This window comes from Arthrobacter sp. NPDC056727 (assembly GCF_042790555.1).
GTDB lineage: Bacteria > Actinomycetota > Actinomycetes > Actinomycetales > Micrococcaceae > Arthrobacter.
This window is the reverse complement of the sequence record NZ_JBHTZA010000010.1, coordinates 107,467-131,697: the sequence shown is the minus strand read 5'-3', so window position 1 is coordinate 131,697 and position 24,231 is coordinate 107,467. Positions and strand designations below refer to the sequence as shown.

Annotated in this window: 21 protein-coding genes, 1 tRNA gene and 1 riboswitch; of the genes, 14 read left to right on the top strand and 8 right to left on the bottom strand. The window is 67.1% G+C overall.

Translation table 11 applies throughout. From position 1 onward, the window contains the following. Positions 1 to 40: 40 nt before the first annotated feature. Complete coding sequence (locus ACFRAH_RS12245; protein ID WP_377991152.1) at positions 41 to 490, top strand: RrF2 family transcriptional regulator; 450 nt, start codon at positions 41 to 43, stop codon at positions 488 to 490. Between the two features lie 223 nt (positions 491 to 713). Beyond that, entirely contained in the window at positions 714 to 1,874 is a 1,161-nt protein-coding gene (locus ACFRAH_RS12240; protein ID WP_377991151.1) for a globin domain-containing protein, read from the top strand. Between the two features lie 213 nt (positions 1,875 to 2,087). Here the strand turns inward: ACFRAH_RS12240 and ACFRAH_RS12235 are convergent, their stop codons facing one another. Then, positions 2,088 to 3,914 carry a phosphoenolpyruvate carboxykinase (GTP) gene (locus ACFRAH_RS12235; protein WP_377991150.1) on the bottom strand — a complete coding sequence of 609 codons (1,827 nt, stop codon included), beginning with the start codon at positions 3,912 to 3,914 and terminating at the stop codon, positions 2,088 to 2,090. A 282-nt stretch (positions 3,915 to 4,196) separates the two neighbouring features. Here ACFRAH_RS12235 and ACFRAH_RS12230 point away from each other — a divergent pair. After that, a tRNA-Arg gene (locus tag ACFRAH_RS12230) sits at positions 4,197 to 4,270 on the top strand. A gap of 116 nt (positions 4,271 to 4,386) precedes the next feature. Here ACFRAH_RS12230 and ACFRAH_RS12225 read toward each other — a convergent pair. Beyond that, the gene (locus ACFRAH_RS12225) at positions 4,387 to 5,115 is read right to left on the bottom strand and encodes a FadR/GntR family transcriptional regulator (protein WP_377991149.1); all 729 of its coding nucleotides are present in this window, start codon (positions 5,113 to 5,115) and stop codon (positions 4,387 to 4,389) included. A gap of 130 nt (positions 5,116 to 5,245) precedes the next feature. Here ACFRAH_RS12225 and ACFRAH_RS12220 point away from each other — a divergent pair, with 130 nt between their 5' ends. The 5 genes from ACFRAH_RS12220 (at position 5,246) to ACFRAH_RS12200 (ending at position 10,910) form a co-directional block, all read left to right on the top strand. After that, positions 5,246 to 6,703, top strand: coding sequence for a dihydrolipoyl dehydrogenase family protein (locus ACFRAH_RS12220; RefSeq protein ID WP_377991148.1), 1,458 nt, complete (start codon positions 5,246 to 5,248; stop codon positions 6,701 to 6,703). Between the two features lie 67 nt (positions 6,704 to 6,770). Further along, positions 6,771 to 7,499, top strand: coding sequence for an ABC transporter ATP-binding protein (locus ACFRAH_RS12215; RefSeq protein ID WP_377991147.1), 729 nt, complete (start codon positions 6,771 to 6,773; stop codon positions 7,497 to 7,499). Further along, positions 7,496 to 9,532: a YhgE/Pip family protein gene (locus ACFRAH_RS12210; protein ID WP_377991146.1), complete on the top strand. Its 2,037-nt coding sequence runs from the start codon at positions 7,496 to 7,498 to the stop codon at positions 9,530 to 9,532. Before ACFRAH_RS12215 ends, ACFRAH_RS12210 begins: the two co-directional genes overlap by 4 nt. Beyond that, on the top strand, positions 9,529 to 10,179 hold the full coding sequence (locus tag ACFRAH_RS12205) for a TetR/AcrR family transcriptional regulator (RefSeq protein WP_377991145.1): 651 nt from the start codon (positions 9,529 to 9,531) through the stop codon (positions 10,177 to 10,179). Before ACFRAH_RS12210 ends, ACFRAH_RS12205 begins: the two co-directional genes overlap by 4 nt. Before the next feature lie 17 nt (positions 10,180 to 10,196). Next, the gene (locus tag ACFRAH_RS12200; RefSeq protein ID WP_377991144.1) at positions 10,197 to 10,910 is read left to right on the top strand and encodes a hypothetical protein; all 714 of its coding nucleotides are present in this window, start codon (positions 10,197 to 10,199) and stop codon (positions 10,908 to 10,910) included. Positions 10,911 to 10,993: 83 nt separating this feature from the next. On the opposite strand, the gene ACFRAH_RS12195 is transcribed toward ACFRAH_RS12200, so the two are convergent. Then, entirely contained in the window at positions 10,994 to 12,469 is a 1,476-nt protein-coding gene (locus ACFRAH_RS12195) for a purine-cytosine permease family protein (protein ID WP_377991143.1), read from the bottom strand. Positions 12,470 to 12,620: 151 nt separating this feature from the next. Further along, positions 12,621 to 13,526, bottom strand: a complete 906-nt coding sequence (locus tag ACFRAH_RS12190; RefSeq protein WP_377991142.1) for a LysR family transcriptional regulator — start codon at positions 13,524 to 13,526, stop codon at positions 12,621 to 12,623. A 72-nt stretch (positions 13,527 to 13,598) separates the two neighbouring features. Here ACFRAH_RS12190 and hisD point away from each other — a divergent pair, with 72 nt between their 5' ends. Both hisD and ACFRAH_RS12180 read left to right on the top strand, forming a co-directional pair. After that, the gene (gene hisD / locus ACFRAH_RS12185) at positions 13,599 to 14,951 is read left to right on the top strand and encodes a histidinol dehydrogenase (protein WP_377991141.1); all 1,353 of its coding nucleotides are present in this window, start codon (positions 13,599 to 13,601) and stop codon (positions 14,949 to 14,951) included. Further along, on the top strand, positions 14,951 to 15,829 hold the full coding sequence (locus tag ACFRAH_RS12180) for a nitrilase-related carbon-nitrogen hydrolase (protein ID WP_377991140.1): 879 nt from the start codon (positions 14,951 to 14,953) through the stop codon (positions 15,827 to 15,829). Before hisD ends, ACFRAH_RS12180 begins: the two co-directional genes overlap by 1 nt. 64 nt (positions 15,830 to 15,893) lie before the next feature. Here the strand turns inward: ACFRAH_RS12180 and ACFRAH_RS12175 are convergent, their stop codons facing one another. From ACFRAH_RS12175 to ACFRAH_RS12165, 3 genes are all read right to left on the bottom strand, one after another. After that, positions 15,894 to 17,321 (bottom strand): D-alanyl-D-alanine carboxypeptidase family protein, encoded by a 1,428-nt coding sequence (locus tag ACFRAH_RS12175; RefSeq protein WP_377991139.1) that lies wholly within the window; start codon positions 17,319 to 17,321, stop codon positions 15,894 to 15,896. Positions 17,322 to 17,392: 71 nt separating this feature from the next. Beyond that, positions 17,393 to 17,920: a SixA phosphatase family protein gene (locus ACFRAH_RS12170; protein ID WP_377962975.1), complete on the bottom strand. Its 528-nt coding sequence runs from the start codon at positions 17,918 to 17,920 to the stop codon at positions 17,393 to 17,395. 51 nt (positions 17,921 to 17,971) lie between these two features. Continuing rightward, on the bottom strand, positions 17,972 to 18,847 hold the full coding sequence (locus ACFRAH_RS12165) for a winged helix-turn-helix domain-containing protein (RefSeq protein WP_377991138.1): 876 nt from the start codon (positions 18,845 to 18,847) through the stop codon (positions 17,972 to 17,974). Positions 18,848 to 18,945: 98 nt separating this feature from the next. Here ACFRAH_RS12165 and ACFRAH_RS12160 point away from each other — a divergent pair, with 98 nt between their 5' ends. Further along, on the top strand, positions 18,946 to 19,266 hold the full coding sequence (locus ACFRAH_RS12160) for a hypothetical protein (protein WP_377991137.1): 321 nt from the start codon (positions 18,946 to 18,948) through the stop codon (positions 19,264 to 19,266). Positions 19,267 to 19,442: 176 nt separating this feature from the next. Here ACFRAH_RS12160 and ACFRAH_RS12155 read toward each other — a convergent pair whose 3' ends face one another. Then, positions 19,443 to 20,369: a hypothetical protein gene (locus ACFRAH_RS12155; RefSeq protein ID WP_377991136.1), complete on the bottom strand. Its 927-nt coding sequence runs from the start codon at positions 20,367 to 20,369 to the stop codon at positions 19,443 to 19,445. Positions 20,370 to 20,566: 197 nt separating this feature from the next. Between ACFRAH_RS12155 and ACFRAH_RS12150 the strand changes: the two genes are divergently transcribed. The 3 genes from ACFRAH_RS12150 to ACFRAH_RS12140 all read left to right on the top strand — a co-directional run bounded on the left by ACFRAH_RS12150 (position 20,567) and on the right by ACFRAH_RS12140 (position 24,030). Then, positions 20,567 to 21,307, top strand: a complete 741-nt coding sequence (locus ACFRAH_RS12150; RefSeq protein ID WP_377991135.1) for a response regulator transcription factor — start codon at positions 20,567 to 20,569, stop codon at positions 21,305 to 21,307. A gap of 3 nt (positions 21,308 to 21,310) precedes the next feature. Beyond that, on the top strand, positions 21,311 to 22,942 hold the full coding sequence (locus tag ACFRAH_RS12145) for an ATP-binding protein (protein ID WP_377991134.1): 1,632 nt from the start codon (positions 21,311 to 21,313) through the stop codon (positions 22,940 to 22,942). A gap of 94 nt (positions 22,943 to 23,036) precedes the next feature. Further along, a riboswitch (cyclic di-AMP (ydaO/yuaA leader) is annotated at positions 23,037 to 23,200 on the top strand. A gap of 5 nt (positions 23,201 to 23,205) precedes the next feature. Beyond that, positions 23,206 to 24,030: a hypothetical protein gene (locus ACFRAH_RS12140; protein WP_377991133.1), complete on the top strand. Its 825-nt coding sequence runs from the start codon at positions 23,206 to 23,208 to the stop codon at positions 24,028 to 24,030. The last annotated feature ends 201 nt before the right edge of the window (positions 24,031 to 24,231 follow it).

Below are 24,231 nucleotides of genomic sequence, written 5' to 3'. Positions count from 1 at the left end.
GGACAAACCGGCGATTTGCACAGGCCATTAGGCTAGAAGCATGAAAATCAACGCCTTCGCGGACGTCAGCCTGCGCGCCCTGATGGTGCTCGCTGCCGCACCCGAGGGCGGTTTGCTTACCACCCAGAACGTCGCGGACGCCGTCGGAACCCCCTATAACCATGTCAGCAAGGCCGTCGCCAAGCTGCGCATGATGGGACTGATCGACGTCGAGCGCGGCCGCAACGGGGGCTCCAGGCTCAGCGCCGCCGGCCGCCGCGTGACCGTCGGCCAGGTGCTGCGCCAACTGGACACCCGCGAGGACGCCGCCGAGTGCATCGGCCCCGCCGGCAGCTGCCCCCTCATCAATGAATGCAGACTCCGGGGGGCCATCGCCCGGGCGCGCGAGGCCTTTTACCGCGAACTCGACGACGTCGTGGTGGCTGATCTGCCCACCTCGCGTCAGATGACGCCCGTGTTTGAGGCGATCGGACTTCGTCCCGGCGCCTGACGCGCCCCGTCTGCAGCAGCGCCCGGCCGGCCGGCGCCTGCGCCCGTGCCGCGGCCGCCCGCGGGACGCCCCATCCCCCGGCCCCCGGCGGGGGCCCCCGCCGCATTTGGAAAAACAGTTCTACAGGGTGTAGAAATGACTCAGCAGAAACTCGCATTTCAAATGCCAGTATCCGCACTTCCGGTCCGGCCAAAGACCCCGGACCACTAGCTCAGGAGTGTCAATGCTCTCGGACAAAGCCCGTCCTGTCATCGAAGCCACCCTTCCCCTGGTCGGTTCACGAATCGGCGAGATCACCCCCAAGTTCTACGCCCGGCTCTTCGCCGCGCACCCGGAACTCCTGGACGGGCTGTTCAGCCGCTCCAACCAGCGCAACGGCAACCAGCAGCAGGCGCTGGCCGGAAGCATTGCCGCTTTCGCGAGCCACCTCGTAACCAATCCGGGCACCCTGCCGGAGACGGTGCTGTCCCGCATCGCACACCGCCACGCCTCCCTCGGCATCACCGAACCGCAGTACCAAGTGGTCTACGAGCACCTCTTCGCCGCGATCGCTGAGGATCTGGCCGAGGTCATCACCCCCGAGATTGCCGAAGCCTGGACCGAGGTCTACTGGCTCATGGCGGACGCGCTGATCAAACTTGAAAAGGGCCTCTACGCCGCCCAGGCCAACGGGAAGATGTGGACTCCCTGGAAGGTCGCCGCCAAGACCGCCGCCGGAACCGGCTCCATGACCTTCACTTTGGAACCGGCCGACGACACCCCCGTCACCGAAGCACTCCCCGGCCAGTACGTCAGCGTGAAGGTCACCCTGCCGGACGGCCTCCGCCAGGTCCGCCAGTACTCCCTCTCCGGCCACGCCGGCACCAGCCGCAGCTTCACCACCAAACTGGACGACGGCGGCGAGGTCTCCCCCGTGCTGCACAACGACGTGGCGGTGGGCGACATCATCGAGATCTCCAACCCCTACGGCGAAATCACGCTCAAGGACGGCGACGGTCCGGTGGTCCTGGCTTCCGCGGGCATCGGCTGCACCCCCACGGCGTCCATCCTGCGTTCCCTTGCCGAGTCCGGTTCGAACCGCCAGGTTTTGGTCCTGCACGCCGAAAGCACCCTGGACAGCTGGGCACTGCGCTCCCAGATGACCGACGACGTCGAACGGCTCGGAGGCGCCGACCTTCACCTCTGGCTCGAGCAGCCGGAAGCCGGGTCCAAGACCGGTTTCATGTCCCTGCGCGAGGTGGACCTTCCGGCCAACGCGTCGCTGTACCTGTGCGGCCCGCTGCCGTTCATGAAGAACATCCGCAACGAGGCCATCAACGCCGGCATCCCGGCGACGAAGATCCACTACGAGGTCTTCGGCCCGGACATCTGGCTGGCCTCCTAGCCCCTCCCACTCCGGAGTTTTTGTACAGCTGTCGCGACTTGAGGGCCCTTAAACCCCCATTATCTGTACAAAAACTCCTAACGGACGACGGCGGCCCCGCACCTTTCGATTAAAAGGTGCGGGGCCGCCGTACTTTAGTGGTCTAGGCCAGGTGTGGGCCCACGGTGCCGAGGGGCCCCAATCGAGTTTGCGAGATTGGGGAGGCAGAGGGGACTAGGCCAGGCGGGCCTTCAGGCCGTCGAGCTCCTGCTGAAGCGCTGCGGGCAGCGAATCGCCGAAGTTGGCGAACCAGTCCTCGATCGAGGCGAGCTCGGTCTTCCACTCGTCGGGGTCGACGTGGACTGCTTCCTCCACCTGCGCGGGGGTCATGTCCAGTCCGGTGAGGTCGATGGAGTCGCCGGTCGGGACGAAGCCGATGGGGGTCTCCACGGCGTCGGCCTTTCCTTCGAGCCGCTCGATGGCCCACTTCAGGACACGGGCGTTGTCCCCGAATCCGGGCCACGCGAAGCCGCCCTCGGCCGTGCGGCGGAACCAGTTGACCAGGAAGATCTTGGGCAGGCGCTCCGGATTGGCCTTGGCCGACAGGTTGACCCAGTGGTTCAGGTAGTCGCCGGCGTCGTAGCCGATGAAGGGCAGCATGGCCATGGGATCGCGGCGGACCACGCCGACGGCACCGGCCGCGGCAGCGGTGGTTTCCGAGGACAGGGTGGAGCCCATGAAGATGCCGTTGGTCCAGTCGCGGGCCTCGGTGACCAGCGGGATGGTGGTCTTGCGGCGGCCGCCGAACAGGATGGCGGACAGCTCCACACCGTTCGGGCTGTGGTACTCCTCGGCCAGCATGTCGATCTGGTCGATCGGCGTGCAGAAGCGGGAGTTCGGGTGGGCTGCGGGCTTGCCGGACTCAGGCGTCCAGGAGTTGCCCTGCCAGTCGGTGAGGTGCGCCGGGGTTTCCTCCGTCATACCCTCCCACCAGACACCGCCGTCGTCGGTCAGTGCAACGTTGGTGAAGATACTGTTGCCCTTGGCTATGGCACGCATGGCGTTGGGGTTGGTGCCCCAGCCGGTGCCGGGTGCCACACCGAAGAGGCCGGCCTCGGGGTTGACGGCGCGGAGCTCGCCCTCCTTGCCGAACCGCATCCAGGTGATGTCGTCACCGAGGGTCTCAACCTTCCAGCCGTCGATCGTGGGATCGAGGAGGGCGAGGTTGGTCTTGCCGCAGGCGGACGGGAAGGCTGCCGAGACGTAGTACGTCTTGTTTTCCGGCGAGGTGAGCTTGAGGATGAGCATGTGCTCGGCAAGCCAGCCCTCGTCGTGGGCCATGACCGAGGCGATGCGCAGGGCGTAGCACTTCTTGCCGAGCAGGGCGTTTCCGCCGTAGCCGGAGCCGAAGGACCAGATGGAGCGCTCTTCGGGGAAGTGCACGATCCACTTGTCCGGGTTGCAGGGCCACGGGACGTCCGCCTGGCCGGGCTCCAGCGGAGCGCCCAGGGAGTGCAGGGCGGGAACGAAGAAGGCGTTGGTTTCCGTGATCTTGTTCAGGACGTCCGTGCCGATGCGGGCCATGATGCGCATCGAGGCAACCACGTAGGCGGAGTCGGTGATCTCGACGCCGAACTTGGGGTCCTCGGCGTCAAGGTGCCCCATGACGAACGGGATGACGTACATGGTGCGGCCGCGCATGGAGCCGGCGAACAGCCCGCGCAGCTTCTCCTTCATCTCCGCCGGGGGCATCCAGTTGTTGGTGAAGCCGGCGTCGTGCTTGTTTTCGGAGCAGATGAAGGTCTGCTCTTCGACGCGGGCCACGTCAGCGGGGTCCGAGAAGGCCGCGAAGGAGTTGGGGAACAGGTCCTGGTTCAGCCGCTTCAGCGTGCCGTGAGCGACGAGTTCCTCGGTGAGGCGGGTGTTTTCTTCCTCGGAGCCGTCAACCCAGTGAATGCGGTCCGGCTGGGTCAGCCCAGCGACCTCTTCAACCCACGCCAGCAGGCCAGCGTGGGTGGTGGGTGCTTTCTCAAGCAGCGGCAGTCGCGCCAAGTGGGCCATTGCGGTTCCCTTCCTCGGGTTCGGTGGTGTGTGCTAAATGCTATTTCTGATGATCTGGACCAATTCCCTGTCAGACATCGGACCTCCTTCCGATTTGGAAGCAAGTTCCGCGGAAACTCGCGGAATTTCGATTTAGAAAAGTTGAAATTAGTGACGAAGGTCACATAGACCGGTCTAGTTGTGTAAATTACATGGTCCTCGATTTGGAAGTCCGGCCGTTCTCCCGTAAAGTTATTCGAGGTTCGGGGGTGAGCGAGAAAAGCTCACTGAGAACCGGAAGATGCGCCCATAGCTCAGCTGGATAGAGCGTCTGTCTACGGAACAGAAGGTCAGGGGTTCGAATCCCTTTGGGCGCACAAAGAGAAGGTCCGCACCGGGAACCCGGTTGCGGACCTTCTGCGTTAAGCACAGGCCGCCGCTTTGGCCGCCGCCCGCGGGGCCGCGGCCCGCCGCGGGCCCGGACCCTAACGCCCTACTCGCCCACCGCATCACGTATCCGCTGGCGGAACCCCTCGAAGTGATGGGTCAGTTCGCGGGCTGCCCGCGCTTTGTCCCCGGCCGCCACGGCCGTAAAGATGCTCCGGTGCAGGGCCGCGAGCGCCGGCAAGTCCTCCACCCCTGGGCCAACTTCCGTGTAGATGTTGCGGTACACCTTCCAGAAGACGCCCAGCAGGTTCAGCAGGAGTTCATTGTTGAGGGGTTCGAAGAGCCGGCGGTGGAAGTCGGCATCGGCTTCCACAAAGGCCTCCCCCGCCGCAGCGCTCTGCTCCATGCGGATCACGGCCTCCTCGATGGCGGCCAGCTGTTCCGCCGTCATCACGCCGATCGCGCTGCCGATAAGCCCCGCTTCCAGCGCTTGCCGGACATCCACCAGCTGCCGCGCCTCCAGCCCTTGGTGCCGCAGCGACAACCGCCCACGGAAAATCAGGCCGTCAGCGAGGGACTCGAAATTGCTGGGCGCCACGAACATTCCGAAGCCGTGGCGGATTTCGATGACCCCGAGCGCCTGCAGGACCTTCAGCGACTCCCGCAGGGTGTTCCGGCCCACGCCGAGGGCAAGGCACAGCTCGTTTTCGGTGGGAAGGGCGTCTCCGGGCTCCAGCTCGCGCTCCAGGATCAGCTCCATGATGTCCGACTGCAGGGCACGCAGCCGTGCCTGGGCGCTGAACCGGGCGGGCGGAACCACGTTGGAGGGCTGCATGGAGGGCTCCTTTGCACTGGCCGTACTTTTCCTCACCGTATCGGATGTCCCACGTCCCCAGAATGGCCGGCTCCATTGTTACAGCACCGGGTGCCGAAGTCCGCGGCAACGGCGGGCGTAGTCTGATGCCATGCCACGACTTGTTGAACGGGAATTCGATGTCATTGTGATTGGCGCCGGCGCGGCGGGCGAGAACGCTGCCGACCGGGTGGTGCAGGGAGGCCTGACGGCGGTCCTCGTGGAATCCGAACTGGTGGGCGGCGAGTGTTCGTACTGGGCCTGCATGCCGTCCAAGGCGCTGCTGCGCCCCGGCACCGCACTGCACGGAGCCCAAGCAGTCCCGGGTGCCAGCGAAGCCATTACCGGAACACTCGACGCGGCCGCGGTCCTCAAGCGGCGCGACTCCTTCACCTCGCACTGGCAGGATGCCAGCCAGGTGGAATGGGTGGACGGCGCGGGGATCGAACTGATCCGCGGCCGGGCACGGCTCACCGGCGAGCGGTCGGTCAAAGTAGCCGGGCTGGACGGCGACGATTACGCACTCACGGCGCGTCACGCCGTCGTACTTGCCAACGGCTCCACGCCCAACCAGCCGCCAGTGGAAGGGCTGTCCGAGGTTGAGTACTGGGGCACGCGGGAGGCGACCTCGGCGAAGGAGATCCCCGAACGGCTTGGCGTGCTGGGCGGCGGCGTCGCCGGAACGGAGCTCGCCCAGGCCTTTGCCCGCCTCGGGTCCGCGGTCACACTGGTGGCCCGCAGCGGCCTGCTGGGCAACTTTCCCAAAGAGGCTGCGGAGCTGGTGGCCACCGGGCTGCGGGCTGACGGGGTGGAGCTCAGGCTCGATACCAAGACCCGCAGTGTCCGGCGAAATTCCGACGGCTCCCTGACCCTCGCGCTCGACGGCGGTGACACCGTCACCGTGGACAAACTGCTGGTGTCGACGGGGCGGCGTCCTGCCCTGGAAGGACTCGGGCTGGAAAGCGTGGGGCTGTCCGCCGGCGACTCCAAGCCCCTGGCCATCCGCACGGACAGCACCGGCCTGGTGGCGGAAGCATCGGGCAACAGCGACGGCCCCTGGCTGTATGCGGTGGGCGACGCCGCGGGCAAGGCGCTGCTGACCCACCAGGGCAAATACCAGGCCCGGGCCACCGGGGCGGCCATCGCCGCCCGCGCCAAGGGCGAGCTACGCGGGGAGCCCGAGCCGTGGAGCCGGTATGCGCAGACAGCCGACCAGCACGCCATTCCCAACGTGGTGTTCACCGATCCCGAGCTGGCCAACGTGGGAAGGTCGCTGGAGCAGGCCCGCAAGGACGGCTACAACGCATCGTCCGTGGAGCTGCCCATCGAGGTGGCGGGCTCCTCCCTGCACGCCCGGAACTATGAAGGCTGGGCCCAGCTCGTGGTGGATGAGGACCGCAAGGTGCTCCTCGGCGCAACCTTTGCCGGGCCCGACGTCGCCGAACTCCTGCACGCAGCGACGATCGCCGTCGTCGGGGAAGTGCCGCTGGACCGGCTCTGGCACGCCGTGCCCTCCTATCCCACGATCAGCGAGGTCTGGCTGCGGCTGCTGGAGAAGTACGGCCTCTGATGCTTATTTGAACTGACTAGTCAGTTCAGTTAGCCTTATTGCAGACAACTTCTGCGAAAGGCTCCCTTTGCTCTGCGCACGACAGCTCAGCGTGAAAGGCCGGCGGGTCGACCTCCTGCCGCCGACTTCCCTTCAGGTGGCCCGCGGCGAACTGCTGCTGGCGGCCGGCGAACGCCAGGACCAGCGGACGGCCCTCGCGCTCGCCCTCAGCGGCCGGATGAAATCCGACGGCGGCACTGTCAGCTGGGACGGCTCCGCCGGGGTCCGGCCGCTGCGGCGCGCCAGCGCCCTGGTGGACTCCCCCGGCGTCAACGAACCCGAACAGCACCTGAGCGTCGCGGATCTCGTGACCGAGGACCTGGCCCTGATTCCCCGGCGTTACCGCGGTGCCCTGCTCAGCAAGCCGTGGCTGAAGGTCAACCGCTTCGAGGATGTGGCCGGCATGTGGACGGAGCAGCTCCCTCCCGCCCGCCGCACCGAACTCCTCACGGCGCTCGCCCTCGCCAACCCCGGCACGGACCTCCTCGTCGTGGACTCCCCCGACCGGCACGGCGCCGACACTGCCGACTGGCTGCCGCGGCTTACGGCACTGGCGCACGACGGCGGCCGGCCCCTCGCCGTCGTCGCTACTGTCAGCGCCCTCCCGGACGGCTGGACCGGACCGTCCGCCGCGGTAGGCAACGTTGTTTCCGCTCCGGCCGAGGAGAGTTTTTGTACACATAATGGCCGCAAAACGCCCCCGAAGTCCGATTATCTGGACAAAAACTCCAGCCTGACGGATGGGGTGGCCAAGTGACTGTCCTCCGGCTGGCGCGCTCCGAACTCAAGCGCATGACCGGCGGACTGCTGCCAAAGCTGACCGTCCTGGCCCTCGCCATGGTCCCGCTGCTCTACGGCGCCGTGTACCTCTATGCCAACTGGAATCCGTACGGCAACCTGGACCGGATCGACGCTGCGCTCGTGGTGGAGGACGCCGGAGCAGCCACCAGCAACGGAACGCGGCTGGAGGCCGGGCAGAAAGTGGCAGACAGCCTCCTGGACGGGCACGTGTTCAACTGGCAGTCGGTTCCGTCTGCCTCGGAGGCGGACCAGGGCGTCAGCGACGGAAGGTACGCCTTCGCCCTCAAGATACCCAAGGACTTCTCCGCCAACCTGGCCTCACCAGGCAGCTTCGACTCGGCCACCCAAGCCATGCTCAACGTCACCACCAACGACGCCAACAACTATCTGCTGAGCACCATCGTGGACAAGCTGACCACGGCCGTCCATGCTTCGGTGGCCAAGGAAGTGGGCGCGGAGACGGCCAACCAGCTCCTCACCGGGTTCGGCACCATCCACACGCAGATGGTGAAGGCCGCCGACGGCGCCACCCAGCTTGCCGACGGCGTCACCCGCCTGCACGAGGGCACAGCAACCCTGCATGCGGGAACCGGGAAGCTGGAAACCGGCGCTGCCGATCTCTACAACGGCCAGATCAAGCTGCGCGACGGGGGCAATGAGCTGTCGGCCGGTGCCGGACGGCTGAGCGGAGGACTGGCGGAGCTGCGGGACAAGACCTCGGGGCTTCCGGCGGACTCGCAGCGCCTCGCCGACGGCGCGGCGCAGGTTGCGGCAGGAAATGCGGCCCTCAACAGCAAGGTCCAGGACGCCGTCGGGCAGCTTGAAGCAGCTGAAAACGGCCTCCGCAGCAGGCTGCAGGAGACCAACAGCAAGCTGGTGGCCGCCGGTGTCCTCACCCAGGAACAGGCGGACCGGGTCCTCGCGGAGGCCGATGCCGCAGCCGCCTCCGGCCCTGTCGGTGATGCTAAGGCGAAGATCCAGGCGGACGCCGCGCAGATCCAGCAGCTGTCCGACGGATCAGCTGCGGTCAGCGCCGGTGCAGCGCGGTTGGCCGCCGCGGCTCCGGCACTGACGGGCGGCATCTCGACGGCGTCTGCCGGGGCAGACCGGCTGGCGGCCGGCGTTTCGGCTCTGGCGGCCGGAGAGCAGACGGCGGTGGACGGCGCCGCCGCCCTCTCGGCGGGCGCCCAGAAGCTCGACGACGGTGCGGCGCAGCTGGAGAGCGGCGCGGGCACCGCCGCGGCCGGTGCCGGGAAACTGGCTGCCGGGCTGTCCCAGGGCGCCGGCAAAGTCCCCCACCCCGACGACTCGCAGAGGAGCAGCCTCTCGGCCGTGATGTCCGACCCCGTGGCGGTCAGCAACGTCTCGCAGGCAAAAGCCGGTTCCTACGGAGCCGGGCTCGCCCCGTTCTTCATGACGCTTGCCCTCTGGATCGGCATCTTCATGCTGGTCCAGGCGATGCGTCCCGTCACCCAGCGCGCCCTGGCCTCCAATGCGCCGGCCTGGAAGATCGCTGTCGGCGGCTGGCTTCCGTTCCTGGCGGTCGCCGCCGTGCAGGCAAGCCTGCTCACCGTCGTCGTCACCATGGGCCTGGGACTGAAGCCTGCCCATCCGTGGCTGATGTGGCTGCTCCTGCTGGCTGCCGCCATGGCGTTCAGCGCCATCATCCAGGGCGTGGTGGCGCTGCTCGGTTCGCCCGGGAAGCTGGTGGTGCTCATCCTGCTGGTGCTGCAGCTGGTCTCCTCCGGCGGCACTTTCCCGTGGCAGACCACGCCCGAACCGCTGCACGCCGTCCACCGGGTCCTGCCGATGGGTTATGTGGTGGACGGCATGCGGCACCTGGTTTACGGGGCTGACCTGTCCCTGATTCCGGCAACGGTGGTGGGGCTGTTTGGCTACACTTTGCTGGGGATGGCCCTGTCAACGCTGGCCGTCCGCAAGAACAAGTTCTGGACCCTGAAAACCTTGAAACCGGAGATCGCCGTATGAGCACGCTGGAGGCGGATCAAGACCCCGTCGCGCCAAGGAAGCTTCGCCCCGGCAGAACCAACGCCACGAAGCAGAAGCTCTTCGAGGCGTCCATGGAACTGATCGGCGAACGCGGTGCGTCAGGTGTGACGGTGGACGAGATTGCCGCTGCGGCGGGCGTGTCGAAGGGGACCGTCTACTACAACTTCGGCAGCAAGTCGGACCTCATCGCCCAGTTGCTGCGGCACGGGGTGGACATTCTCGAGGCGCGGCTGCTCAGCGTGCGGGGCGGGAAGGCGGACCCGCTGGCGGGCATGGAGGCCATGATCGGCCAGGCGATGGATTTCATGGCAGAGTATCCGTCCTTTGCCCGGCTGTGGGTGGGCGAGCAGTGGCGCACCCCGAGCGAGTGGCAGGACACCTTCGTGGAGCTCCGGGGCCGGCTGCTGCAGGTGATCGGCACGGCAATCGAAAGCGTGGCCGGGCAGTACCCGGTGGACGCCTCCATCTCGCGGGGAAGCCTGGAAGCGGCCGTGTTCGGTGCCTGCTTTGTGGTGGGGCTGGACCGCCAGACCTACAACCCCGAGCGGAGCCGTGACCAAAGCGTTGCAGCCATCATGACAATCATGCGCGGCTACGTGCTGAAGGGACCCCAACCTCAGGGATGATTAGTCCCATGGGCCACATGGGTAACAGCGGAAAGACAGCGATCGGCGCGTTTGCCGCGGCGGCGGGCCTGCTGGTGCTGACCGCCATCACGCTTGAGGAAGCCGCACTGGTTGCCTTTCTCGCCGCCGTGGCGGTGGGGTACGTGGCGTCCGTGTCCGAAGCCTTCGCCAGGCGGCGCTACCTTGCCCTGCTGGCGGGCGGCGCCGGCACCAGCCTGTTCATCGGCTGCAGCATAGCGTTCCTGCGCATGTGGGGACTGGCCTTCAACCAGGACGCAGCCGCCCTGGGCCAGGCGGTGGCTTCCCGGGATTCGGACATTTACTTCTACCTTGCGGCGGCTTCAGGGGTGCTGACCCTGCTGGTGCTGTTCTGTGCGGCGGTCTGGCCGTCCCGCCGCCGGTTGCGGCACGCCGGCCCTGCTGCAGCGGCCAGGCCCCGGAGCGGAGGACCAGCCCGAAGCGCAGGCAACGCCCGGGCCGGCAGGGCCGGCACCGCCAGCCGGTCCGGTACGGGCGGCAGACAGACTCCCGCGTCCGCGTCTCGCGCGGCCGGAGCACCGGCGCGGCCCGCGGCCAGGCTCCCGGCCGGTGCCCGGCAATCTACGCAACAGACCCCGGGCCAGAAAGCGGGAACGCGGCAAACGCCGCCGCAGCGTACCCCGCCTCCGAGGGTGGCTCCGCCGCGAGCGGCAGGAACAAAGACGGGAACCGGCAGGGCTCCACGCCGCTGAAGCTGCAGCACGGGTTCAGCCTTGGCCGCACGGCGGGCTGGCCTGGCCTGGCCGGTCGGCGCCTGACAAGCGTGCAGCATTCGCTAGTGTGAAGCGGGATTCCAGAACCGCACGGCTTCCTGTCCGGTCGTCTGGCGGCCGGCTTCGGCAGCGCGCTGCTCCGCTTCGAAGTCGATAGTCCGGCCCAGGATGAGGTAGGCGATGGCAGAGGCCGCCAAGCCCGCAAACAGGGCCAGGTCTGCTCCCCCAAGAGCTTGGGCAACGGGGCCGACGTACCAGGCGGTGACGGCGAAGGGTGTCATCGCGATGATGCCGATCAGGTAGGCGGTCATCCCGCGCCAGGCCCAGGTCCCGTAGATTCCGTTGGGTGTGAAGATCTCCCTGATGGCGTAGTGTCCGCGGCGCACGAAGTAGTAGTCGACGAGATTGACGGAGGTCCAGGGCACGAGCACGTACAGCAGGATCACCAGGAAACTGCCGAAGTTGGCAAGGAAGTCACCGGTGCTCAGGAGTGAGCCGATGAAGGCTGCCAGGGCGATGATGGTGCACCCGAGGATGCGGAGGGCCCGTGTAGGCCGGACCGGCCTGACCGAATCGGCGATGGTGATGAGTTCCATGGCTGCCGCATAGATGTTAATGGTGATGACGCTGACCAGCCCGGGAAGCGCCGCAATGAGCAGCCAGAACCCGGCGCCGGGGAGAATCTGATCGGCGGCGTCACGGACGCCTTCAAGCGGCGATGCTCCCTGGAAAACGGCGGCGACGAATGCGCCGAGGGCCATCAGCCACACCGCTCCGACGAAGACCCCACCATATGTGTAGAACAGTGCCCTGCCCGGCTTTGTCTCCGGGGGAAGGTACCGGGAATAGTCCGAGACATAGGGTGCCCAGCCGAGGGCATAGGCTGCGGCGGCACCGAATTGCAGCAGGAACGGCACCCAGTCGAATCCCGAGAGAGAGAACTGGGCGGGATCGAGCGGCAGGAAGACGAGCGTAGCCGCCGTAAAGACGCCGAATGTCAGCAGGAAGACCAAGGTCAGCCATTTCTGCGTGTTGTGGATCCAGTGATAGCCGAAAATGGCGAGCACGAGCGCGAGGCCGCTGATGATGAAATACCACAGCGGGTTCGCATCAACGCCGGTGGTCATGGTCAGTATCTCGGCGGCCAGCATCTGGTTGAACATGTTGAACCCGACAAGGCTGAAGACCACGATGGCGCAGATTACGGCGACGCCACGGAAACCGAACTGGGCCCGCGACTGGATCATCTGAGGTAGCCCGAGCTGGGGACCCTGCGCGGAGTGGAAGGCCGTAAACACAGTTCCCACCGCAACGCCGAGGCAGATTGCGAGCAACGAGGTCAAGAAGGACGCACCCAGCGCGGCTCCGAGCATGCCCGTCGCCAGAGTGGTTACGTTGGCGTTGGACATGAACCAGAGCGGGAACAGACTCCAGGGCTTGCCCCGGCGCTCGGTCAGGGGCACCCAGTCAATGGAACGGGATTCGACAAGTTCGGGCTGTCCCGCCGGCTGCGAAACATCCATGGCGGATTGGCTCATGGTTCTCCTCAAAAGTGGTCAGATACGCGAGGCGCAACATCCATGGGACTTTCCGGACGACGGTAAAACCTCGGTTTTCCGACATTAGGAACGATCGAGGCATCGCACAAGACGATATAAACCTTTGGAGCGCATAGCCCCTCCCTATGGACTAAGCCGGTTGGGCAGATTTCATCACCATCTCTGTCGCCAGCCGCACCAATTCGGCGGTCGCCGGCGAGAGGGCCGCGTCCTCCCGGACCACGACGGCGATGGTGTCGTACAGGGGATCCGCAAACGGGACGGTGAACACGCCCTGCGGGAAGATGTCACTGACCGAAACTGCCCGCGAAGTGAGGGTTTCGCCCACGCCGCGGGCCACCAGGCGCAGGGCTGACTCCACGTTCTCGACCTCGATCATCGGCTCCAGCCGGATCCCCGCCAGCTGGGCGCGTTCTGCCAGTTGGCGTCTGGTGGGGTCCTGCCAGCCGTAGTGGGCGTCGTAGAGAATCAGCGGAGCTTCCGTGATCGCCTCCACGGTTATGGGCTTTCGGACGCGCTCGGGGTCGGAACTGGCCCACAGCACCTCGTCACGCAACAGCGGCGTGACAGACAGGCCGTCGTCGTTGACGGGAAGCACCACGAGTCCGGCTTCGAGCTCGCCCGACCGCACGGCGTCGGCCACTTCGACGGAATTCTGGCCCACCAGCCGGGTGCGCACCCCCGGCCGCTCGGCATGGAACCGTACCGCCAGATCGGAAAGGAAATAGTAGGACGCGTTGCGCAGCACCCCCATGGAGGCCACCCCGCCGCTGAGCCCGCGGAGCGCGCTCAGGGACTGCTCGGCGCCATCGGCTCCTTCCACGGCGCGGCGGGCCCACGGCAGCAGCTCATGCCCCGCCGATGTCAGAACGAGCCGGCGGCCGCCGCGCACAAACAGCTGGAGCCCGCATACGGCCTCGAGCTTGCGCACAAGTTCGGAAATGGTCGGTTGCGTGGTGCCGAGTTCAAGGGCCGCAGCGGTAAACGATCCGAGGGTCGCGGCCATGAGGAAAGCTCGAAGCTGTGTCAGGGTCATAGGGACAAGCTATACCTTTGATAGCTTTCATAGCTCTTGTGCGGTATTTCGGCTCGTGCCTAGGATCGCTGCATGCTTTTTACTCCTGCAGTCCTCAAAGACCTCCATGGCTCCTACCGCCACCTTAAAACGCCGGCGGTGAACGCGCCTGCTGCGCAGCGCGACCCCGCCGTCATCACCACCGTCTCGGAAATGCTCCGCGAGATCGAGGCGGGAGGCATCGATGCCGTCCTGCGCTACGCGGAAAAACTTGACGGCTGGGACGGCGGCGACATCGAACTGCCCGTCGCCCGGATCGCCTCCAGCGGGGACCGGCTCCCGGCGGACCTGCGTGCGGCAATTGAACTGGGGGCCGCACGCACCCAGGCGTTTGCCCGGGTGCAGCGGGACCACCTCGTGGACTTCGATACCGAACTCATACCCGGGCTCCACGCCGGGGTACGGTACATCCCCGTCTCACGCGTGGGCGCCTACCTGCCTGCCGGGCGCTTCCCGCTGACGGCCAGCGCCTTCATGACGGTGGGGGTGGCCAAGGCGGCCGGGGTTCCCGCCGTCTCGGCCTGCACTCCTCCGCAGCCCGGCGGCTTCGCCAACGATGCCGTGGTCTATGCCGCGCACCTGTCCGGCGTCGACCGGCTCTTTGTGCTCGGCGGCGTACAGGCGCTGGCCGCAATGGCTTTCGGGCTGCTTGGCGACCTTCCGGTGGACATGCTGGTGGGGGCCGGCAACGCCTATGTGGCTGAAGCCAAGCGCCAGTTGTTCGGTACGGCGGCCATCGACCTGCTCGCCGGCCCCTCGGAAGTAGCGGTGATCGCTGACGAGAGCGCGGACGCCGAACTGGTCGCGGCCGATTTGCTCGGCCAGGCTGAACACGGCCCCAACTCCCCCGCCGCCCTCGTCACGACATCCGAGGAACTCGGGCTGGAGGTCATTGCAGCCGTGGAGCGCCAACTGGCAACCCTTGAAACCGCTCAGATCGCCGGCGCCGCCTGGCGCGACTACGGATCGGTGACGTTAGCATCCAGCCGTGAGGTGGCGGTGACGCTGATGGATGACCTGGCACCGGAACACTTGGAAATCCTGACAGCCGACAACGACTACTACCACGCCGCCCTCCGCAACTACGGATCGCTCTTCATCGGCGAATGGAGCACGGTGGCCTACTCCGACAAGGGTATGGCCGGAACCAACCACGTACTGCCGACGGCCGGGGGCGCCAGGCACTCTGCCGGACTGTCGGTATCCCGGTTCCTTAAGCCGCTCACCTATCAGCGTGTCGACCGAGAGGCCACGACTGACCTCGCCACGGCCGTTGCCGTCATTTCGGATTCCGAAGGCATGGCGGCGCACCGCGCCACCGCGACTATGCGGCTCGAACGGGCCGGCGAGCTGGTGGCCGGACAAACCCCGCCCGCACTCGCGTAATGGCCGCAGAACCCCGGGACCAGGCGACGTCTCCTGCCGCGGCGGCGGCAGCCGGACGCAGCGTGGCTGTGCGGGCCCACGAGCTGGCACCGAGCATAGGCGACCTCGCAGCAAATCTTCGCATGATCGAGGAGGCGATCCATGCTGCGGTAAAAGACGGCGTGCAGCTGCTCGTCCTGCCGGAGCTCGCTACCAGCGGCTACTACCTCCGGCCCGACGAGGCGGAGCGGTGCGCCCTGGCCGCGGATGATCCCACCTTCGGCCAATGGGCTTCGCTGCTCGATCCGGGCATGGTGCTGGTCCTGGGATTCTGCGAACGCGGCGAGCACTCGCTCTTCAACAGTGCCGCCGTCATGACACACGCAGGTGTCATTTCCGTCTACCGAAAGACACACCTCTGGGATGAGGAGCAGTCGCTGTTCGAGCCAGGCAGCGCGCCGCCGCCGGTGGTTCAGACCCCGCTCGGGCCGCTCGGGGTACTGATCTGCTACGACCTCGAGTTTCCGGAGATGCCGCGGTCGCTGGCACTCGGCGGGGCCGAGATCATCGCAGTTCCTACCAACTGGCCTTTGGTGCCGCGGCCAGCCGGCGAACACGCCCCGGAAGTGGTCCAGGCCATGGCGGCTGCCAGAGCGTCCTGTGTGGCCATCGTCTGCTGTGACCGTGGCGGCACCGAGCGCGGCCGTACGTGGACCCAGGGCACCGCAGCGACCGGCTGCGACGGCTGGCCAGCCGGTGCGACTGATGCTGCCGGCCGGCTGGATACAGTCATCACCGTGCCGGCCGAACGCACCCGTATCGGGCCGCGCAACGATACGCTCAGCGACCGGCGCCCGGCGCTCTATTCTCCGCGGCTGCAGGCCAACCCCCACACCTAAGGGCCGACCATTCAGGTCGTCCGACGGGAAGATCCGGACGCCGCGCCACCGGCACAGGGCTGGTCTACCGGAAGATGTTGAACGACTGCCAGCCCGGCCCGACGGCACTAAGACCGGTGAACTGGCTGTTGCCCAGGCCGTAGTAGACGAGGCGCCCGTCGGTGGTCTTGGCGATGAGTCCGCGCGTTCCCGGCCCCTGGAAGCCGAACGAGGCGGAGGACTGGACCACTGCATTCCATCCTGTCCCCACCGGGCGGCGGGGTTCGGCTGCGAACTTCCCGGCGCCGTCGGACCTGTACAGCAGGAGCTCGCCGGACGCCTTGGTGACCAGCAGGTCCTGGCGGCGGTCATTGTCGAAGTCCGCCATGGCCAGTTTCATGCCCTGGAATCCCTGCCCGATCCGCAGCTTTGCGCTCAGCGCACCGCCGCTGGCGTTCGGGTAGTAGTACATGGCGCCTTCAGCGGCCGTGGCCACGACACCCGGATACCGGATGCCGTTCTGCCACTTGCCCACGCTGATGGTCATGGACTGCCATCCCGACGTGCCCACGCGGATAGGGCTGAGGAAGCCGCCGGAGAGCTTGCCGCGGTACACGGAGAGCGTCCCGGTCTTCCACTGGGCCACGATGTCGTTCACGCCGTCGGCGTTCCAGTCGGCGACGAAGCCGGCCTTCAGGCCTGACCAGCCCGGTCCGATCCGGACGCGCGTGCCAAATCCGCCCCGGCCGTTGGCGGGATAGGACCACAGCACGCCGGCGGAATCGGCGGCGAGCACGTCCGCCCCGCTCCTGATGGTGGGGCGGGCGGAAAAGTACTGTTCCATGGTGGGGATGCCGCGGCTCTTCATGTCGGTGGCCAGCGGAACGCCGACGAACCTTAGGTGCCATGGCTCATAGGTGTAGCCGGTGATGCCGGAGTAACCCTGCGGGTAGCGCACAATGAATCCGTAGCGGTGGGCATTCGCCGCCACCCAGCGCCCGCCCGGGGTGGTCCCGAAGCAGGCTGTGAGGCCACAGCCACCGCCGGCGTTGCCGATGTCCGCCGCGAGCCCGGTCTGATGCTCGCTGTAGCCGGGCCTGGCAGAGATCTGGTCCGCATAGGCCTGCCCGTACATCTGGACGTAGGAGCTGTACAGGGCACTCTGGGACGCGTAGGACCGGTAACCGCTGATGACTTCGAGGGAATATCCGGCGGCGCGCGCCCCGGCGAACAGCTGGCTCAAGGCACCGGCGACCTGGCGCCGCAGCAGATGGCCGCTGCCGTTCCAGCTGACGAGGTCCGCCGGCGCGAACTGCCGGGGATTAAGCGGCCGTGACTTGTTCACCAGGACCCACGCATGGCTGGGGTTCGACACCACCTGCGTGGACAGTACCTCACCTGACGGTGCTGCCGCGGCCTGCTGTGCCCCGGCGGAAAGCATCAGAAGAACAACGACGGCGGCAGCGAACCGCCGGGCCCCGGCCCGCCACCGGGCGGGTACAGAATTCAGCATGGCGGCCCTTCCCCATTAGACGACGCTGGGGACAAGCCTACTCGCCTGCGCCGGCCTCTGCGCGGCTGCGGCTAGTGTGCGCGCGGGACCTTGAAGTGGGTGAGCCTGGCGTCCTGGCCGTCCAGTTCAGCCCAGGGTTTCTCCGTTTCCAGCACTGTCAGTCCGCTGGTGGGAAAGCGTGTTGCGGCATCCATGTAGGCGTCATGGTTGGAGTCCCGGGATGCCAGGTGCATGGCCAGGTCCTGCACCCCGGGCATGTGGGAGATCACCATCAGCGTGGTCACGGTGTCCGGCACGTGGTTGATGACCGCAAGCATGCGCAGCGCTGAGGCGCCGTAGAGCCCGTCCTCAAGTTTCGGCGTCGGGGCCTTCTCGCCGAGTTCGCTGCACACCCAGGTGCAGGTCTGCCGCGTGCGCAGCGCACTGGAGCAGAGGATGAAATCCGGGACGATGTTGTGCTTGAGCAGCCACTTGCCCGCAAGCGGGGCCTCGCGGTGACCGCGTTCCTCCAGGGGACGCTCATGGTCCGCCACCCCGCCCGGCCAGTCGGCTTTGGCGTGGCGCATGAGGACCAGCCGCTTCTTATGGTGCGCGCTCATGGACTCACCCTACTATCGCAAGCCCACATCAGCCGCGGAGCGGCGCGGAGACTAGATCGAGTACTCCGGAGCGGCCCAGACAACCACCTCGGGGTGCTCGTAGAAGCGGTAGCCCTGGCCGCGGACGGTGCGCACGGTGTTGGCAAGGCGGCCCAGCTTCGAGCGGAGGCGGCGGATGTGGACGTCGATGGTCCGCTCATTCGGCACTTCTTCGGCGTTGCGCCACAGGCCCTCGAGCAGTTCGTCGCGGCCCACGGTGCGGGTGCCGTTCTCCACGAGGTAGTTGAGCAGTTCGAATTCCTTGAACGTCAGGTTCAGGGACTCGCCGTCGAGGTGGACCTCGCGGCGGGCAAGGTCGATCAGGACACCGGAGGGGCGGGGATCCTGGGCCGGCTGCGGGCGTGCGGTCTCGGTGCGCTGCCGGGCGTTGACGGTCGGATCACCGAAAGTGGAACGGACGACGTCGAGCGCGGAGCCCGGCGCGCTGGCCGGTGCCACGGCAACGGCGGCGTAGCTTTCAGCACCGGTAACCAGCGACTGGGCGTAGGCCCGGATCTCCTGGGCAAGCTTGGCGATCGAGGTGCCGGCGGCAGCCGCGGTTTCCTCGTCAATGCCCATGTACAGGACGAATCCGCGGGCGACGTTGTCGTTGGGAACGGGCCGGACCGGCGCAGCGGCGAGCGGGGCCACCAGAGGCGTGGGCGCGGTCAGCGGCGCGGCTTCCTCGGCCTGCACGGCGCGGAGCTGGCCGTACGAGTTCGGGTTGTAGCCCTGGGGTGCATAACCCGGGGCGGCGGGGATGCTGTTGGCCTGTCCTCCCGGAGCGAAGGCGGGGCGGGCGCCGAATCCCTGGCGCAGGCCCGGCGCCTGGCCGGCCTTATTGGCGTTACGGACTGAGATGTGGACGTATCCGGATGCAACTGACATGTTTGCTTACCTCAATGTGAATGGCCGTCATCGCGGCTCGAATGCTTGGGTCCCCGCAATGTCTTGGGGAGGGGCGCCCTACGCTGGGCTGGGGGCGAATGCCTAAAAACTTCGTGGGTGGTGAAAGTCAGGCGTGCATTCGACAACAGCGCATGTCGGCAGCAGCGGGTGTGCTGGGCCAGTATTCTGCGGCTGCAGTTGCTGTTGAGTTCTTGTTCACATTTGAAAGTGTGCAACGTAACAATGAAAACTTGCAAGTAACAATGGACGGAACTGTCCGCATGCTGAGACAAACAGCCAGTTTGTGTGATAAATCACAGTTTTGTCAGCGGGCATTTTTGGGATTAATTTTCCTGAACAAACGGTCGGAAAGCCGCCCATACAGAATCTTCTTCGATTTTGGGGTAAATACTCGCTGAATATTCAATGACGCTTGAATTGCCGGAAACCCGCAGCGGCGATTCGCCGATTGTCCAGCTATGACGCGGCCCCGCCAGGGACTTTTTGCCAGGCCCGGCTTGGAGCCGTTGGTCAAATCCAAACGAACGACGGCGGCAGCGCCCGGTTGCCTGGGCGCCGCCCCTTCCCGCACTGGTCAGCTGGACTGGCTCGAGCCCGTGCGTGCGCCCGAACCGCTGCTCCCGCCTGACTGGGTGGTGGCGGTCCCGCTCACCTGGACGCTCTCGGCGGCAAACGCCGAACCATCCTTGCCGGCCACGATCCTGACGGTGGCCCCGGACACGATATCCGCCGACGTCAGTTCGCCCGTTGCCGACTGCCGCCGCCGCTGCAGCATGTTGCTCACCGCCGTGTCACCGCTGAGCGTGTAGGTGCGTGTGAAGCCGTCGGCACTCCTCACCGTGACCGAACCGGAGGAAACCGCCGAAACGGTGCCGAGCTGCGCCACCTTGGTGACGTATTGCCCGTTCTCTTCCACGACGTATTCCGAATGGACCGCCGTGGAGATGCCGCTGCCCATGCCGCCAAGGCCGTCGGGCGCGAAGTCGCCTCCCTGGCCCGGCACTGTTCCGCTGCCCGGTGCCTGCATACCGCCCGGACCGCCCATGGAACCGCCATCCTGGGGCAGGCCACCCTGGACACCGCCCTGGGCCGAGCCACCCCGGGTCCCGGCGGCTGTTCCGTTGGCAGCGGCAGCGTTGCTGCCCAGCCCGTACACAGTGGCTCCGGCACCAGCAGCCAGAACGGTCGCCGCGCCCGCCACCACCAGCCCGCGCTTCATGGTCCACGGCTTGCCGCCGGCAGCCGAACCGCCCGCTTTTCCGGCCGACGGCGGCCCTCCCCAGCCCCCACCCCAGCCCGGCGAGGTTCCGGACCCCTGGCCGGCCACCGGCATCCGGTCCGTTTCGGCGTCGGGCCCGGCGTCCGGTCCTGCGGTGGGCCCCGCGGACGGCCGGGCAGCCGGCCCCGCGTCCGGTCCTGGCTGGTAGGCGTGCCCGTCCGGCTGAGGCGCCGGAGGCAGGGGTGTGGTTTCCGGAACAGGTGCGTGCTGCTGTCCGCTCATTGCGATCTCCTTAGGGGTGCGGAAGTGTCCGTTCCAGACTGGAAAGCCTTCCTGTGATTGGGCTGTGCGGCGCAAGAGCCATGGCTGTGACCTGAAAAGTACGTACAGCGCGCCTTCCAGCTCGCTAGGCTGGGATTCACAGCCGGCGCACAGGGTTGCCAAAGCGGCGGCTAAACACCAGAACGGAGAGTTGTCACATGGCCACTTCGCACTCCATGACCAACAACCTTCCCCAGCTGACCCACCCGGACGGCTCCCCCATCCGCGCCCTGGTGGTCGACGACGAGCCGAGCCTTTCCGAGCTCATGAGCATGGGCCTGCGCATGGCCGGCTGGTCCGTCGCCGTCGCCGCGGACGGCCCTGGGGCCGTGAAACTCGCCAAGGAGTTCCGCCCCGACGTGCTGGTGCTGGACGTGATGCTTCCAGGGTTCGACGGCGTCGAGCTCCTGGGCAGGATCCGCGCCTTCGCGCCGGAGGTCCCCGCCCTGTTCCTCACCGCCAAGGACGCGGTACAGGACCGCATCGTGGGCCTCGCCGCGGGCGGCGACGACTACGTCACCAAGCCGTTCAGCATGGAGGAAGTCCTGCTGCGCCTGCACCGGCTGGTCCAGCGCTCCGGCGTGGCCGCGATGGACTCCGCTGAACTCGTGGTGGGCGACCTCGTCCTGAACCTCGACACACGCGAAGTCACCCGGGCGGGCGACGAGCTGCAGCTGACAGCAACCCAGTTTGAGCTGCTGCGCTACCTCATGGAGAACCCCAAGCGCGTGGTCAGCAAGGCCCAGATCCTGGACCGGGTGTGGAACTATGACTTCGGCGGCCAGGCCAACATCGTGGAGCTGTACATCTCCTACCTGCGCAAGAAGGTCGATGCCGTGCACCCGCCGATGATCCACACCGTCCGCGGCGCGGGCTACGTCATCAAGCCGGCAGAGTAGGCCGTGGCAAACCTTTCCGGAGCCGTCCGCACGCAGCGCCGGAGCTGGCTGAAGCCGGGCACCTGGCATTTGCGCACGCGCCTGGTCCTGGTGGCGATGGCACTCCTTGTGGCGATCTGTGCCGCCATCGGCCTCTTCAGCTACGCGTCGATGGATTCCTTCCTGACCCGCCAGCTCGACGATCAACTCACCGGCGCCGCTGACAGGGCCCGGGACTTTGGCCGTCCGCCGCTGGGCTCTGCCGGCAACAAGCCGGATCCTCTCGAAGGCCGGGGCCAGCGGGTGGGCACCCTGGTGGCCAGGATCCAGTCCGGGCAGGTCAGCGCGGGATTCCTGGCCTCCGATGCCAGCCGCAAGACTCTCTCGGCCGCAGACAACCAGACCCTTCTGGGGCTCCGCCTTGACGGCGGCCCCGTCGACCGCACCCTGTCCACCGGGGCCTACCGGCTGGTGGCCGCCCAGACACCCTACGGCGACGTCATGGTGACCGGACTCCCGCTGGCAGACAAGCAGAGCACCCTGACGTCACTGGTCTGGACCATCACCATCGTGTCGCTGGGCGGCCTCGTGCTGATCGGCCTGGCCGGGACGGTGCTCATCCGCCGCACCATGAAGCCGCTGGAACAGCTCTCCGAGGTGGCGACCCAGGTGTCCCGCCTGCCGCTGGACGCCGGTGAGGTGGCACTCGCCGTCCGCGTCCCGCCGTCGAACACCCACCCCGGAACTGAAGTGGGCAGCGTGGGGCACGCCCTGAACCAGATGCTGGACAACGTCTCCAACGCGCTGGAAGCGCGGCAGGAAAGCGAAATGAAGGTGCGGCAGTTCGTGGCGGATGCCTCGCATGAGCTCCGCACCCCGCTCACGGCCATCCGCGGCTACACGGAGCTGATGCGCATGACCGAAAGGTTCACCCCGGACGGCCAGCGCTCGCTTGCCCGCGTGCAGAGCCAGTCGGAACGCATGACCGCGCTGGTGGAGGACCTCCTGCTGCTCGCCCGGCTCGACGAGGGCCAGCCGCTCAAACTCAGCGACGTGGATCTCACGCAGCTCGTGATCGAGACCGTCAGCGATGAAAAAGTCATGGCGCCGGACCGGGCGTGGCATCTCGACCTTCCGGAGGAACCGGTATCGGTCCGGGGCGACGCCTCGCAGCTGCACCAGGTGCTGGTCAACCTGCTCTCGAACGCACGCAAGCACACTCCGCCCGGCACCACGGTGACCACCGGCGTCCTGCGCTCAGCCGACGGCAGTGCTGTGATTACTGTCACGGACGACGGCGCCGGCATCCCGCCCGAATTCGTGGACAAGGTCTTCGCGCGCTTCGCCCGCGCAGACGCGTCACGTGCGACGCCGGCAAGGTCGGCCCTGGCGCCGGCACCGGCGGCGGCGAAGGGCTCCGCCGCAGGTGGCGAAACCGCGCCAACCGCCCTCCGCACCCCCGCATCACAGGGGGAGCCGGGGATTTCGCAGGGAGACGCGGGCGTGGCTTCGGCGGAGGGAACCAGCGGCCTGGGCCTGTCCATCGTGCAGTCCATCGTCGAGGCGCACGGCGGCACGGTCGAGGTGACATCCCGGCCCGGCCGGACCGAATTTGCCGTCCGGCTCCCCACGCAAGGCGCCGCGCCGTCGTCGTGATGTCCGTTACCTAAATGTGACTTAATCAAAAGCCTCCTGTACCGTCGATAGGGTGCGGCCGCCACTGGAGCCGCATCTCCGGATTGACGCCCAGCTCTGCCGCTTCCCGGATTCCGCTACATCAGGCAGAGGCGGGGGAACCAGAGTCCCGGGCTTTCCGCATCAGCCCTTGGGGTGAAGCCGACACGTGAATTTTCCGTGCGGCCGGATGACCTCATCCGAACCCGACAGCTAACTCCGCAGGTGTTGAGAGGCAATCCACCATGTCTGAATTCAAGATTCAGGCGCGCCCTGAACGCGCCTCGAACAAGCCTGGCCGCACGACGTCACGCCCCGGCATTTCCCGGCACCGCGCCGAACCGACGCCGCCCACGACGGCATTGGGCCGCTTCGCCGCAAACCTTCCGTCCTTTGGGCGCCGGGCAGCCATCCTGACCACCGCAGCCGCCGTGCTCGTGGGCGTCGGCGCCGCCGGCCAGGCCGCCGACCAGGCTGCGCCGTCCGCCGCCCCGACGACAGCGGCCACCGCTGACGCCGGGCAGACGCTGAGCTTCGACAAGACGCTGATCTCCGCCCTTCCGGCCCCGACTGCGGCGTCCATCGCGGCGCAGTCCGCCACCAAGGCGACCGCCAAGGCCACCCCGAAGCCGGCCGCCAAGGCTGCTCCTGTTGCCAAGGTTGCCGTCAAGGCCGCCCCGAAGCCGGCCGCCAAGGCTGCTCCTGTTGCCAAGGTTGCCGTCAAGGTGGCCCCCGTGAAGGCTGCTGCCCCGGTCGCCGTGAATGATCCCGCCGGCGCGCAGGCCTACGCGGCCAGCAAGCTCGGTTCCTTCGGCTGGTCCGCAGACCAGATGCAGTGCCTGAACCGGCTCTGGACCAAGGAATCGGAATGGCGCACCACGGCCACCAACGCCAGCAGCGGCGCCTACGGCATCGTGCAGTCGCTGCCCGCCGAGAAGATGGCGAGCTCCGGCGCGGACTACCGCACCAACTACCGCACTCAGATCAACTGGGGCCTGGGCTACATCAAGGAGCGTTACGGCTCCCCGTGCGATGCGCTGAACTGGCACCTCGCCAACAACTGGTACTGACCGGTTGCCGCGGCCGGACCGGCTGACGGCGAACATTTCTGCACCGCTTTAGGGTGACCGGCTTTGATGCCGAGGGCCCCGGATCCGCCAGGATCCGGGGCCCTTTTGCTGCCCACGCCCCTCCCGCAGCGGGCAAAGTGGCGCAGAAATGCGGCCACCCCCGTTCAAAACATCACGCCGAAACACTTCCACAGCCCCTGC

What these genes read in the sequence shown, in the direction of transcription:
- ACFRAH_RS12150 (WP_377991135.1), top strand. Translation starts at nt 20,567, where the DNA reads ATGGCCACTTCGCACTCCATGACCAACAACCTTCCCCAGCTGACCCAC.
- ACFRAH_RS12160 (WP_377991137.1), top strand. Translation starts at nt 18,946, where the DNA reads ATGCCTAAAAACTTCGTGGGTGGTGAAAGTCAGGCGTGCATTCGACAA.
- ACFRAH_RS12175 (WP_377991139.1), bottom strand. Translation starts at nt 17,321, where the DNA reads ATGCTGAATTCTGTACCCGCCCGGTGGCGGGCCGGGGCCCGGCGGTTC.
- ACFRAH_RS12220 (WP_377991148.1), top strand. Translation starts at nt 5,246, where the DNA reads ATGCCACGACTTGTTGAACGGGAATTCGATGTCATTGTGATTGGCGCC.
- ACFRAH_RS12170 (WP_377962975.1), bottom strand. Translation starts at nt 17,920, where the DNA reads ATGAGCGCGCACCATAAGAAGCGGCTGGTCCTCATGCGCCACGCCAAA.
- ACFRAH_RS12155 (WP_377991136.1), bottom strand. Translation starts at nt 20,369, where the DNA reads ATGAGCGGACAGCAGCACGCACCTGTTCCGGAAACCACACCCCTGCCT.
- ACFRAH_RS12165 (WP_377991138.1), bottom strand. Translation starts at nt 18,847, where the DNA reads ATGTCAGTTGCATCCGGATACGTCCACATCTCAGTCCGTAACGCCAAT.
- ACFRAH_RS12240 (WP_377991151.1), top strand. Translation starts at nt 714, where the DNA reads ATGCTCTCGGACAAAGCCCGTCCTGTCATCGAAGCCACCCTTCCCCTG.
- ACFRAH_RS12205 (WP_377991145.1), top strand. Translation starts at nt 9,529, where the DNA reads ATGAGCACGCTGGAGGCGGATCAAGACCCCGTCGCGCCAAGGAAGCTT.
- ACFRAH_RS12200 (WP_377991144.1), top strand. Translation starts at nt 10,197, where the DNA reads ATGGGTAACAGCGGAAAGACAGCGATCGGCGCGTTTGCCGCGGCGGCG.
- ACFRAH_RS12235 (WP_377991150.1), bottom strand. Translation starts at nt 3,914, where the DNA reads ATGGCCCACTTGGCGCGACTGCCGCTGCTTGAGAAAGCACCCACCACC.
- ACFRAH_RS12190 (WP_377991142.1), bottom strand. Translation starts at nt 13,526, where the DNA reads ATGACCCTGACACAGCTTCGAGCTTTCCTCATGGCCGCGACCCTCGGA.
- ACFRAH_RS12195 (WP_377991143.1), bottom strand. Translation starts at nt 12,469, where the DNA reads ATGAGCCAATCCGCCATGGATGTTTCGCAGCCGGCGGGACAGCCCGAA.
- ACFRAH_RS12180 (WP_377991140.1), top strand. Translation starts at nt 14,951, where the DNA reads ATGGCCGCAGAACCCCGGGACCAGGCGACGTCTCCTGCCGCGGCGGCG.
- ACFRAH_RS12140 (WP_377991133.1), top strand. Translation starts at nt 23,206, where the DNA reads ATGTCTGAATTCAAGATTCAGGCGCGCCCTGAACGCGCCTCGAACAAG.
- ACFRAH_RS12225 (WP_377991149.1), bottom strand. Translation starts at nt 5,115, where the DNA reads ATGCAGCCCTCCAACGTGGTTCCGCCCGCCCGGTTCAGCGCCCAGGCA.
- ACFRAH_RS12245 (WP_377991152.1), top strand. Translation starts at nt 41, where the DNA reads ATGAAAATCAACGCCTTCGCGGACGTCAGCCTGCGCGCCCTGATGGTG.
- hisD (WP_377991141.1), top strand. Translation starts at nt 13,599, where the DNA reads ATGCTTTTTACTCCTGCAGTCCTCAAAGACCTCCATGGCTCCTACCGC.